13 protein-coding genes are annotated in these 10,924 nt (G+C 68.3%); 6 read left to right on the top strand and 7 right to left on the bottom strand.

Features of this window, described 5'->3' with window-relative positions:
- Nucleotides 1–99 precede the first annotated feature (99 nt).
- The 4 genes from L1892_RS05310 to L1892_RS05295 all read left to right on the top strand — a co-directional run bounded on the left by L1892_RS05310 (nt 100) and on the right by L1892_RS05295 (nt 3,965).
- Nucleotides 100–876, top strand: coding sequence for an Rv1157c family protein (locus L1892_RS05310; protein WP_235722423.1), 777 nt, complete (start codon nt 100–102; stop codon nt 874–876).
- A gap of 299 nt (nt 877–1,175) precedes the next feature.
- Entirely contained in the window at nt 1,176–2,012 is an 837-nt protein-coding gene (locus L1892_RS05305; protein ID WP_372474967.1) for a hypothetical protein, read from the top strand.
- Nucleotides 2,013–2,061: 49 nt separating this feature from the next.
- On the top strand, nt 2,062–3,261 hold the full coding sequence (locus tag L1892_RS05300) for a lipase family protein (RefSeq protein WP_235722421.1): 1,200 nt from the start codon (nt 2,062–2,064) through the stop codon (nt 3,259–3,261).
- Nucleotides 3,258–3,965: a lysoplasmalogenase family protein gene (locus L1892_RS05295; RefSeq protein ID WP_372474966.1), complete on the top strand. Its 708-nt coding sequence runs from the start codon at nt 3,258–3,260 to the stop codon at nt 3,963–3,965. Before L1892_RS05300 ends, L1892_RS05295 begins: the two co-directional genes overlap by 4 nt.
- Here the strand turns inward: L1892_RS05295 and L1892_RS05290 are convergent, their stop codons facing one another.
- On the bottom strand, nt 3,966–5,486 hold the full coding sequence (locus tag L1892_RS05290; protein WP_235722419.1) for a sugar porter family MFS transporter: 1,521 nt from the start codon (nt 5,484–5,486) through the stop codon (nt 3,966–3,968).
- 121 nt (nt 5,487–5,607) lie between these two features.
- Nucleotides 5,608–6,150, bottom strand: coding sequence for a hypothetical protein (locus L1892_RS05285; protein ID WP_235722418.1), 543 nt, complete (start codon nt 6,148–6,150; stop codon nt 5,608–5,610).
- A 34-nt stretch (nt 6,151–6,184) separates the two neighbouring features.
- Here L1892_RS05285 and L1892_RS05280 point away from each other — a divergent pair, with 34 nt between their 5' ends.
- Together L1892_RS05280 and L1892_RS05275 are read left to right on the top strand one after the other, a co-directional pair.
- Nucleotides 6,185–6,751, top strand: coding sequence for an HhH-GPD-type base excision DNA repair protein (locus tag L1892_RS05280; RefSeq protein WP_235722417.1), 567 nt, complete (start codon nt 6,185–6,187; stop codon nt 6,749–6,751).
- 64 nt (nt 6,752–6,815) lie between these two features.
- A complete protein-coding gene (locus L1892_RS05275; RefSeq protein ID WP_235722416.1) occupies nt 6,816–7,739 on the top strand; it encodes a hypothetical protein in 924 nt (307 codons plus the stop codon).
- Here the strand turns inward: L1892_RS05275 and L1892_RS05270 are convergent.
- From L1892_RS05270 to L1892_RS05250, 5 genes are read right to left on the bottom strand one after another with little or no spacing between them, the layout of a single operon-like run.
- On the bottom strand, nt 7,706–9,058 hold the full coding sequence (locus L1892_RS05270; protein WP_235722415.1) for a WS/DGAT domain-containing protein: 1,353 nt from the start codon (nt 9,056–9,058) through the stop codon (nt 7,706–7,708). The two genes, L1892_RS05275 and L1892_RS05270, sit on opposite strands and share 34 nt — an antisense overlap.
- Before the next feature lie 28 nt (nt 9,059–9,086).
- Entirely contained in the window at nt 9,087–9,644 is a 558-nt protein-coding gene (locus L1892_RS05265; protein ID WP_235722414.1) for an Asp23/Gls24 family envelope stress response protein, read from the bottom strand.
- Complete coding sequence (locus L1892_RS05260) at nt 9,641–10,243, bottom strand: DUF6286 domain-containing protein (protein ID WP_235722413.1); 603 nt, start codon at nt 10,241–10,243, stop codon at nt 9,641–9,643. Before L1892_RS05260 ends, L1892_RS05265 begins: the two co-directional genes overlap by 4 nt.
- Nucleotides 10,240–10,743 carry an Asp23/Gls24 family envelope stress response protein gene (locus L1892_RS05255; protein ID WP_235722412.1) on the bottom strand — a complete coding sequence of 168 codons (504 nt, stop codon included), beginning with the start codon at nt 10,741–10,743 and terminating at the stop codon, nt 10,240–10,242. Before L1892_RS05255 ends, L1892_RS05260 begins: the two co-directional genes overlap by 4 nt.
- Nucleotides 10,736–10,918, bottom strand: coding sequence for a DUF2273 domain-containing protein (locus L1892_RS05250; RefSeq protein WP_235722411.1), 183 nt, complete (start codon nt 10,916–10,918; stop codon nt 10,736–10,738). Before L1892_RS05250 ends, L1892_RS05255 begins: the two co-directional genes overlap by 8 nt.
- Nucleotides 10,919–10,924: the final 6 nt, after the last annotated feature.

The following is a 10,924-nucleotide window of genomic DNA, read 5'->3' as shown; positions in this document are numbered from 1 at the left end:
GGACCGGAAACAGTGCGTTTGCCTGCACTCCTGAGCCCGCGCTCCTCCCGCACCCGTAGCCACGCCGGCCGCCCGGCACGCCGGATCACGGTTGCGGCGATGAGCCTCGTCGCGGCGACCTCGCTGGCCGTACCCGCCGTCGCCGATGCCGCGCCGGCACCCGCACAGCCCAAGGTCGATCAGCGCGTCCTCGACTCGCTCGGCGCCTTCGCCCCCGCCATCATCGGCGCTGTCGCCACCAAGGGGCCGGACGGCAAGATCAGCCCGCAACTTCTCGACCAGGCCAAAGCCCTCGCGGCCGCCCCCGGTCTGCCGCCGAAGGTCAAAGAGATCTGGCAGGACGTGATCGACTTCCTCGGCGAGCCGGGACGGGTGGCAGCGCAGCGACATCTGGCCGCGGAACGCAAACCCGGCGAGCCCGAGATCCCACAGGGACCCAATGCACCGAAGATCCAGGAATTTCTTTATCCGACGCTGGGATTCGGCTGCATGGAGGGCAACGGCAGTCCCGACGGCGGCAACTCGCTGGGCCGGGCGTTGGTCACCGCCGGTCCGCAGGATGCGCCCGCGCCGGGGCCCAAGCGCGGTGAGGCCGGTTACGTCTACACCAGTCTCGGCACCGGCCCGGCCATCAACAACCCCGATCGCAAGCTGTGGGTGACCTGGCTCAACATCGACAACGGCCGAACCGGCCAGCAGCCGCTCAAGCGCAACCCGAAGATCAATGTGACCGACGGCCCGGGCACCTTCACCGGGATCGCCAAGACCGGCAGGGGTCGGATCGTGTCGACGATCTACGGTGACGTCACCACCAAGAGCGACGGACGCATCAACAGCTGCACCATCGTGCCGACGATCGGCCTCGCCATCATCTGACCCACGGGCGGCGACACATATAGTCACCGACCCCGACCATTCGACACCCCCGGGACTCACGTCCTCGGGGGTGTCGTCGTAGTGCCCAACGGACCATGTGATCACCGCCACACGTCCACCACCTGCGGGTTCGATCCGCTCCGCCAGATGATCGCCCCATGATCGCGACCATGTCACAGGTCGGACTCACGACTTGCTCCGTCGCTGTCAATCGTGCTCTCTTTTAACTTGAGCAACATCTGTCACATTCGTAACACCGCCGGTGAGACCCGGCGGCGTGCATCGTTGAAGGAGAGAACATGGTGGGCAGCGACATGGTGGGAGCCGGCGCGCGGACACGCCGCCGTCGTCGCCCGTACCGTCTGCGAGCGGGTGCGCTCGGCGTTGCCGTCGCAGCTGCTGCCGGACTGTGTGTACCGGCTCTGGCGACCCCCGCAGCAGCCGCGCCACTGGTAGAGCCGAATTCCCTGACGCTGCCCGACATCCCGTTCGACAGTGAACTCGCGGCGGCCGTGCGGTTGCTGAAGGATGCCGGGGTCGACCGGATGGCACTCGACGCCGCGCAGGCCATCATGACCAGTGTCGGCCAGCTCTCCAGCGACCAGATCGCCGTCCGCGGTGCCGCGACACCGGTCGCCGACTCCGACCCCATGGCGCTCCTGCGCACCCTCGGCATACAGCCACTCACCCCGTCGGTGGCGCCGTTCTGCACCACTCCCACCGACGACAACCCGCTGGGGCTGGTCACCGCCGGCGCCGGCGCGGTCCCAGGGCCATGGCCCCTGGCATCCGAACCCCTGACCCCGCTCGAGGAACTGTTCGGGATCACCCTGCCAAAGCTGAACCTCGTCGATGACGGTCAGACCGCGTATGCCTTTGTCCCGGCATCGGCCGGCACAACCGACGCCAAGATGCAGATCGCCTGGTTCAACGTGGCCACCCTGCAGGGCGGATTCGCCGATCTCGAGCCGATCAGCGACGCACCGATCCTCAAGGCGCTGCCACTGCTGTCCGGGGTCCGCCTGGCACCGGTGCAGACCGGCAACGGCACCGTCTTGTCGGCCGTCTACGGAACCGCCGACCATGCCGGGCGCACCTGCTACTTCCTACCCGCCGTGGGCATAGTCGAGGCCTGACGGGCCCTTCGGACGAGCACACCCCTTGACAACGAGAAGCCGCCACATCATGTCCTCGCCTCACCCCCGCCGCGCCATCCGCCGACGGAGATCCACTCGCAGCGCCCGCGCCGCACTGCCCATCGCGGCCGCCGCCCTCCTGCTGGGTGCGACGTCGGTCCTCACACCGACGACCGCCGCGGGTGCGCCCGGCGCCACCCCGGCCGCGGGAGCCGCCGGGTCGGTGTTCGCCAACCGGGACCTGCCCAAACACCGACTGACGTCGACTGCCGGTTCCGGAGCCGCGTTCACCTACTGGAGCACCGGCACCGACCGGGAACCACGGTTGTCCACCGGTTCGGTGGAGGTGCCGGCCGGAAAAGCACCAGGGGGCGGCTGGCCGATCCTGGTGTGGGCGCACGGCAGCCGCGGCATCGCCGACCGGTGTGCGCCGTCAGCGCAACCGACCCGCGCCGACAGCGACCAGATCGCACGCTGGCTCGACCGCGGATACGCCGTGGTGACCCCGGACTACGCCGGATTGGGCACGCAGGGCACACCGGAGTACTTCGACACAGACACCACCTCGCGCAACATCGTCGATGCCGTCCGGGCCAGTCGCGATGTCGCCGAGAACCTCAGTCGCCGTTGGGTTGTGGTCGGTGAGGGCCAGGGCGCCGCCGCGGCCATCGAGCTCGCACGCACCGCCACCCGCATGCAGGGGCCGAAGCTGGATTATCGCGGGTCGGCCGTGTCGTCCATCCCGGTCGAGTTCGACACACTGATCGGCGGCCTCGGACCTGAGACCGGCACCATGCCCAGTGGTGTCGAGTCCGCCGTGCTGTTCACCCTCAGCGCGATCCGCAACGCCCGTGAATCGGTCGATCTCGATGCGTTCCTGACCGACTCCGGTAGGCACTGGCTCGATCGCGCTGCTGCGGTCTGCGCCGACGACCTGACCGCGGAGTTCTCCGGCACCACCCTCGGATCGCTGTTCCGCCAGCCGTTGTCGGGCAATGGCCAGCTGCTCGATGTCGTCTCCCGCACCCACATGATCCCGATCAAGGGATTCACCCGGCCGGTGATGATGACGCAGAGTCTGTTCGACCAGGATGTCGTCGTGCCACTGTCGCTGCGGTATCTCAACGACGCACAGCACGCCGACCGCCGGGTGACCGCACGCACGTATCTCGCGGTCAACCAACAACAGTCCGAAGCGTTGTCCGACAACGACATGCGATGGTTCGTCGCTCGCGTGGCCGGTCGGTGAGGGCCTCCCAACCGCGTCGCACTCGGCGGCCGGACGGGCGCGCCCTCACCTATCTGGCGCTGGCCACCGCCGCCACGGTGGCCGGCGCAGCGCACCGTCGTCGGCCGGCAGCGCTCACCAAACCGCTTCCCCTGCTGTTTCTCGGGGTCGACGTCGCTCGGCACGCGGGCACTCGGTCGGGAACCGACAATGCGCTACTCGCCGGGGCGGTGGCCTTCTCCGCCGCCGGCGATCGCGCCATGTTGCTCGAGGAGTTCGCCGACGAACCGGCCGACAAGGATCGACGGCTGCAGCTCGGTGCCTCACTGTTCGCGGGCGCGCAGTTGTGCCTGACGGCAGCGATGATGCGGCGCGGCGCGCGGCCATCTGGACGGGGGCTCCTCGCCCGCACCGCTGTCCTCGCCGAATCCGCGACCGTCCTCGCGGTGCACCGTCCGCGGCTGCTGCCGATACTCGGCGGTTACGGCAACTCCCTGGCGCTGATGTCGGCGACCGCCGCCGGTATGCGCCCGTCTCGATCGGCGATGCGTACCGGGGGTCTGCTCTTTCTGGCCTCGGACCTGACGATCATCAACCGACGTCACCTCATCAACAATCCGCGCCTCGCGGCAGCCGGTGAGGCCTGGGTGCTCGCAAGCTATTTCGCCGCACAGTGGCTGCTGTTGACCGGCCTCGGCTCCGAGCCGGACAACGACGACGACTGATCAGCGACCGCCGCCCTTGGCCGACCGGATCGCCTCGAGTTGGGACAGGCGCGATGCGGCAGCCGCGTCCATGTCCTCGAGCTCCATCCCCTTGGTCTCCTCCACCTTGGACCGCACGAAGAAGAACGACGCCGCTGCGCAGAAGGCGAAGAACCCGTAGATCCACCCCAGGCCAAGGGTCTTGCTCATCTCCGGGAACAGCATCGAGATCGTGAAGTTGGCCAGCCAGTTGGCGGCGGTGCACACACCGAGTGCGACTCCGCGGATGCTGTTGGGGAACATCTCACCCAGCATCACCCACATGACCGGTCCCCAGGTGGCGGCGAAGAAGATCACGAACACGTTGGCCCCGACCAGCGCGACCGGGCCCCACGGGTCCGGCAGGGCAAGGCAATCGGCGTTGGTGTTGCCCGGCGTACAGGTCGTGTCACCCACGGTGCCGGAGTCGAGATAGGACGCCTGGGTGAATGCGATACAGGCCATGACGAGGCCGATGAACATACCGATCGAGCCGCTGAGCAACAGTTTGCGGCGACCGATGCGATCGACGAACAGGATCGCCACGAACGTCATCCCGACGTTGATGGCGGCGGTGATCACCGATGTCACGAATGCCTCGTCGGTGCTGAAGCCGACCGACTGCCACAGCGTGGTCGAGTAGTAGAAGATCGCATTGATACCGACGAACTGCTGGAAGATCGCCAGCCAAATACCCACCCAGAGAAGCGGATGCAGACCGAACGACGGACCGCGGATGTCCTTCAGCGACGTCCGCGCCTCCCGTTTGACGGTTATCCGGATCTCCTTGACCCGGTCGAGCGGATTGGGCTCGCCGGTCACCTCCTGGAGGATTCGCGCGGCCTCTTCGTCGCGGTGCCGCCCGACGAGGTAGCGCGGGGACTCCGGAATCATCAGTGCCAGCAGGCCATAGATGGCGGCCGGGACGACGCCGACGAGGAACATCCAGCGCCACGCCTCCAGGCCCCACCAGAGGTCGTTCTCCGGGCCTCCGGCGGCGTTTTGCAGCAACGTGTCCGACAGCAGCGCCGCGAAGATGCCGAGTGTGATCGCGAGTTGCTGCAGCGATCCGAGGGCGCCGCGGTAGCGCGCGGGTGCGATCTCGGCGATGTAGGCCGGCGCGATCACCGAGGCGATGCCGATGCCGATGCCGCCCAGGACGCGCCACAGCAACAGGTCCGGAACCGTCTGGGTGTATGCGGTACCGATCGAGTTGATGATGAACAGCGCCGATCCCAGCAGCATGACGCGCTTGCGTCCCCACACGTCGGCGAGCCGACCTGCGAACCAGGCGCCGAGGGCACAACCGAGCAGTGCGATGGCCACGGCGAAACCGGTCAGCAGTTCGGCCATGCCGAAGGTGTCCTCGATGGACTCCACCGCTCCGTTGACGACCGAACTGTCGAAACCGAACAGGAAGCCGCCGACCGCCGCGGCGACCGTGACACCGATGACCTTCGCGGTATGTTGCTCAGCGGCCTCGGGGTTGTGCGACTGCGCCATTTGCCGTGTCCTCACCATCGAATTCCGCCACGTCGAGGCGGAGTGCGATTGTCAGGCTACTAGTCCGAGCCCGCGGCGCCGGGGCATTTACGCGCACTATTTGGTATCGAAATCCGTTCTCTCAGGCCGTGGCGCGGCCCGCGCAGGTCGACGTGGTCGCGCCGACCATCGGCACGAATGCCATCACACCGATCTTCTGCCGGATGGTGAATGCGACCGGCCCCGGACCCGGGTGGAGATCGACCTGCCAGGTGACCGTGCGCGCACGGGTCGGCACGGTGACCGTCCCGCTGCGGCCGCTGGCGAGGTTGCGCCAGGACACCCGGACCTCGATGGTGTAGTCGAGGATCGCCGGCTGTGCCCGGTTCGACGCGATCAGCGAGATCGCCGGTCCGGGCAGACCATCGGCCGGAAACGGGATCTGGTTGAACACATCGACGTGAATGGGGATGGTCGGGCCCGGCAGCGGGTTCGCGCTGTCGCAGCGCAGGGTGGTCACGAGATTGGGATCGGTGTATTCGGGAATCGCCCGCGCGGCTCCCGCTCCGTTGGTGATGACCCCGCCGACCACCGCGGCCACGGCGAGCACCGCAGCAGCGAAGCGGCGGGTTCGCCCACGCTGTGCACAACCCCTGCTGCCCGGCCCCCTGCGCACAATCCCCATGAGGCCAGAGTCTAGGGCCAACTACGATGACCCCATGGCGAATCTCCAGATTGCGCAGGACCCGGCCGCCGATGCCCTGCTGTCCACCGACGCCTTCGCGCTGCTGACCGGGATGTTGCTCGATCAGCAGTTCCCGATGGAACGCGCCTTCGCCGGGCCGGCCAAGATCCGCGATCGGTTCGGCACCATGGAGCCCGATGCGATCGCGGCCGCCGACCCGGAGTCCTTCGCCGATCTGTGTGCGACCCCACCAGCGATCCACCGCTACGGCCGGTCGATGGCCGGTCGCGTCCAGGCCCTTGCACAGGTCGTCGTCGACGAATACGGCTCAGACACCGAACGCATCTGGACCGAGGCGTCCTCGGGCGCCGACCTGTTCGACCGCATCCGCGCCCTGCCCGGTTTCGGCGATCAGAAGGCGAAGATCTTCACCGCTCTGCTGGCCAAGCAGCTCGGCGTGAAACCGACGGGCTGGACCAAGGTCGTTGGTGACTACGGCAAGGCCGGTTTCCGATCGGTGGCCGACGTCACCGATCCGGTGTCGCTGCAGAAGGTCCGCGATTTCAAGAAGGCAGCCAAGGCCGCAGCCAAGAAGGGCTGAATCGGCGCGCCGGATCTGCCAAGCCCCCTCCCGCCAGAACCTGACATCACATAATGTCAGGGTCATGGTTGAGAACAACGGCGGTTCGCCCGGCGTCATCGAGTTGCCGTTCCGACTCGGCTTTGCCGTGACCGGCGTGGTACTGACCGCCGCTGAATCCGCTGTCACCATCGCCCGACTGACCGCCAACAGCGTCCAGCACGAGGTCAACACGGCGCTGGGGATGTCCGGCGATGAACTGGGCAGCTCACGGACACCGATCGCGCTGCTCAACCAACTCGCCGAACTTCTCGGGCCGGACCGGCCGTTCGGACGGATCCTCGCCGCGGGCGGCCCCCTGGAACGACTGTTGAACCCCGACGGTGTGATCGACCGACTGACCGCCCCCGATGGGTTACTCGAGAAGCTCACCGCCAAGGGCGGTCTGTTGGAGCAGATGACCGAGGAGGGCGGCATCCTGGTCCGGCTGACCGCCAAGGACGGACCGCTCGACCGACTCACCCGGCCCGGCGGTGTGGTCGATCAGTTCACCGAGAACGAGGGCATCCTCGAACGGCTGACATCGCAGGGCGGCATCGTCGACAAGCTGACCGCGCCGGACGGAGTGATGGAGAAAGTGACCGCCGACGGTGGGGTGCTCGACCGGATGGCCGCCGACGGCGGCCTGCTCGATCAACTGGTCGGCGAGAACGGCGCGGTCGAACGCGCGATCGCGCCCGATGGTCCGCTGGACCGGATCACCGAACTCACTGAAGTGATCGGTCAGCTCGCCCCCAACCTGCTGGCCATGCAGGACACCGTGCACGAGTTGGCGCAGACCGTCGATCTGCTCAATCAGACCGTCGCACCCCTCGGTGGGCTGGCCGACCGCCTGCCGAAGCGATTGACGCGCGGTTCACGAGGTTCGACACCACACGGCGATCCGGCGATCACCGACGGATCAGAGCGCAACGGCTACTCGCGCGGCGGCGAACCCGACGAGTCCTGACCAGCGCGGCCACCGCCGACCTGGGTCAGCGCCTCGTCGAGCAGGCCCATGTACCCGTCGACATCGGGCATGATCTCCGGACTGGTCGTGACCGAGATGGCCACCGTGTCACCGATCCCGTGCACGCCGTGGGTGAGTCCCTGCGCCGGGGACAGTGCCGGGAAGCCGGTGGTGAACTGAACCCGTCCACCACCGAGCGCGAGGTCGTCGGCGCCGCGGTAGACCGAGGACACCACGGTCACCCCGGTGACCCGATCCGGTCGGCGATCGACGTCGAAATGCCTGACACCCCAGTGGGTCAGTATCGACGGCACCGCATCGTCGGCGCGCCGCTGCGCGATCCGCGCGGGTTCATCGTCGGCGTCGCGGGCGAGAGCGATCTCGGCGGCGATCGCCGTCGACCGTCGGACGGGGTCCGCGATCTCGAGGTGCAGGTCGACACCGACGTTGCGGAAGTTGTTGCGCGCAGCCGTCGGCCGGCTGCGGCCGACGGTCAGTTCGGCCCCGATGCCACCTCGGGGCATCCCGAGATGACGCGCGAGGGCGATCGAGATCACCGTCAGGGCACCGACGGTGACGGTGTGCTCACGCGGGAGTGCATCCCGATCGACAACGATCACCCGCAGGCTCCGTCGGTCGCCGGGTGGACGGTTCAGCACGGTCGGCGGGTATCCGGCCGTCCCGGTAGGCCGGCGACGACGAGCCGCCCGGTAGGCGCACCCGCCACGCCAGATCATCCGGCCGAGTCGCACAGGCAGCAGCACACCACCGATCGCGGCGGCCGCCCCGGCGGCGACCGCAGGCGGCATACCGTCGGTATGGCTCGTCGCGTTCGGACGAAAAACATCGGGAGCGAACAACTTTCGCGCGATGTCGGCCGCACGTCTGCCATCGCCGAGCGCGTGACAGATCTGCAGGACCACCACCACACCGCGCCCACGCGGCGTGGTCACCGGCCCCAAGAGGTGGGCACGCCAGGCATGCCTCGTCGGTGACAGTTGAGCCGACATCAGGGTCGCGATCCGGTCCAGACACTCCGGCCAGGACGTGACGTCGCGATGGAGTCGCACCTGGGAGTCGTCCACGCCGCAGGTCACCCACAACGGGCGATCCAGTACCGCCGGAACATCGCGCACGCGCCGGGTCAGATCCGCCACATCACGCGATCGCCGGCGCAGCTCGTCGGCCCACCGGTCGAGCGGGACACCCTGGTCGGCAAAGGAATACACCAGGAACTGATCGTTGGGGATCGCCTCGGACATCCAGTAGGTCCGAGCGTCGGCCGGTGCCATCCGCTGCATGCCCGCACGGTAGCTCATCGGCGTGCAGCTTCACGGCCGCCGCCGATCACTTCGAGTGTGGTTCCAGATGGATGAAGGCCTGCACGTGGACCTGCGCACCCTCGAGGGCGTCGCGGATCTCGTCCACCGCATCGCCCACGACGCCGGCGAGTTCGTCATAGGAACGCGTCGGTTGCGCCGTGACCGTGAGCCGGATTATCTTTCGGCCGCGGTCGTCGGTCGCCGTGGCCTTCGCCCCGTCGAGAAGCGGATTCGCGGCGAGTTGGGCGCCGACCGCGGTCGCGACCAGTTTCGGTGGCACCGTGAGCACCCCGGAGCGATTGCTGCCGTCGAGGACGAGGTCGTCGACCTTTCCGGGGCGGACCGTGGCCGTGAGCAGCCGCAGACCCCACAGTGCGGCGACGATGGCCACCGCGCCCAGGATCGCCGGCCACCAGGCGGTCTCGGCGGTCCGCGCCGCCCATCCCGCATCGATCCGGTCGATCCAGTCCCGTACGGGACCAACCTCGGCTCGCCACAGCAACGCACCCGCACCGACGGCTACGAGCAGCGCACCGATCACCGCCACTGTGAGCCGGTGCCACACCGCCGGCCTTCGGTTCATCGTTCATCACCTCCGCGCGCGCTCACGATTCTGACCTTGCGACGCAGCGGCGCGGCGATGGTCGACAACACCTCGCCCACGACCTGGTCGATGACCGATCGGTCCACCGAATCGTGCACCGTGACCGACACTTTCACGGTGCGACGGCCCACCACGGTCGTCGCATGCGACACACCGCCGAGCGCGGAGACCGCAGCACTGCAGCGCCGTGCGACATCACCGCGTCGGGTCCACAACACTTCGTGCTCGGCGACGCTCAGATGGGTGCGCCGACGGGGCCGCACGGCGAGCCAGAGCAACACGCCGCCTACGATGATCGACGCGACCGCCGCCGGCCACATCCAGTCCCACCAGTCGATGTCGGCCACCCACAGTGCGGCCGTGGTCAACCAACCGGGCCCGGAGATCCAGCCGGCCGCCACGAGCAGGTCGCGCACGGCGACCACGGCGAGGCTGAGCATTGCGACGCCGATCAGGACACCGGGCACCACCGCGGTGGGATTCGCGGCCGGCGCGAACACCTTCGCGTCGTGAGTGTCGGCGGTCTTGGCCGCGGTCGTGCGGTTGTGCTCGCCGGGAACCGACATCTGCGTCGTCACCGCTGTACCTCCTGACGTTCGGCATCGGGCCTTGCGTCTGCGTCCGCATCGTCGAGGGCCGGGTCGGGTTCCCTCGGCGCCGGAGGCACCGGAGGCAGCTCGGTGTAGCCGCGACGAGGGTCACCGGTGGCGGCGATGTCGGCGGCGTTCACCACCGCCGCGACGGAGACGTCCACTCGTGACGGTCGATGTCCGGTCAGCCGATCGAGATCGCGGGTCACCGCATCGCGCACCATCAGGCACACATCGGTGAGCCGGCACGGCCACCGCACCGCGATCGTCACCTGCACCCGCGGCGTCGCCGCCGACATGTCCACCGAGACCTGCGGGTAGTCGCCACCGGCGATGGCCCGGCCCGGCGTCGAGCCGGACAGCATCGACCCGAGCGTCGTCTGGTGGGCGATGACGCCGTCGACTCCGAGGGCCGCACGGACCGCGGTCTTCTCACCGACGCGATCGGCGATGACCAGACCGCCGCGGGCGGTGGCATGGTCAACCACGGTTGCGGCTCCGTACCACGGCCCGCACATCGATCACTCCGTCGCGCTGCAGACCCGCCAGCACCCCGATCGCACCGAGCACCAGCGCGAGCACGAAGCCACCGAAACCACCGGTGATCGCCGCTATCGCCAGCAGCAGGCCGGCGATCATGCCGACCACCGCGTTCTGTGGCATCTGGTT

Origin of the sequence: Gordonia tangerina, assembly GCF_021556435.1 — a bacterium.
Classification (GTDB): domain Bacteria; phylum Actinomycetota; class Actinomycetes; order Mycobacteriales; family Mycobacteriaceae; genus Gordonia; species Gordonia tangerina.
Note: the sequence above shows the minus strand (reverse complement) of the source record. Positions and strands in the feature narration are given on the sequence as shown.

Bases quoted from the DNA above. Each gene is read 5' to 3' on its own strand.
- L1892_RS05310 (WP_235722423.1), top strand. From the start codon at position 100: ATGAGCCTCGTCGCGGCGACCTCGCTGGCCGTACCCGCCGTCGCCGAT.
- L1892_RS05305 (WP_372474967.1), top strand. From the start codon at position 1,176: ATGGTGGGCAGCGACATGGTGGGAGCCGGCGCGCGGACACGCCGCCGT.
- L1892_RS05300 (WP_235722421.1), top strand. From the start codon at position 2,062: ATGTCCTCGCCTCACCCCCGCCGCGCCATCCGCCGACGGAGATCCACT.
- L1892_RS05290 (WP_235722419.1), bottom strand. From the start codon at position 5,486: ATGGCGCAGTCGCACAACCCCGAGGCCGCTGAGCAACATACCGCGAAG.
- L1892_RS05285 (WP_235722418.1), bottom strand. From the start codon at position 6,150: ATGGGGATTGTGCGCAGGGGGCCGGGCAGCAGGGGTTGTGCACAGCGT.
- L1892_RS05280 (WP_235722417.1), top strand. From the start codon at position 6,185: ATGGCGAATCTCCAGATTGCGCAGGACCCGGCCGCCGATGCCCTGCTG.
- L1892_RS05275 (WP_235722416.1), top strand. From the start codon at position 6,816: ATGGTTGAGAACAACGGCGGTTCGCCCGGCGTCATCGAGTTGCCGTTC.
- L1892_RS05270 (WP_235722415.1), bottom strand. From the start codon at position 9,058: ATGAGCTACCGTGCGGGCATGCAGCGGATGGCACCGGCCGACGCTCGG.
- L1892_RS05265 (WP_235722414.1), bottom strand. From the start codon at position 9,644: ATGAACCGAAGGCCGGCGGTGTGGCACCGGCTCACAGTGGCGGTGATC.
- L1892_RS05250 (WP_235722411.1), bottom strand. From the start codon at position 10,918: ATGCCACAGAACGCGGTGGTCGGCATGATCGCCGGCCTGCTGCTGGCG.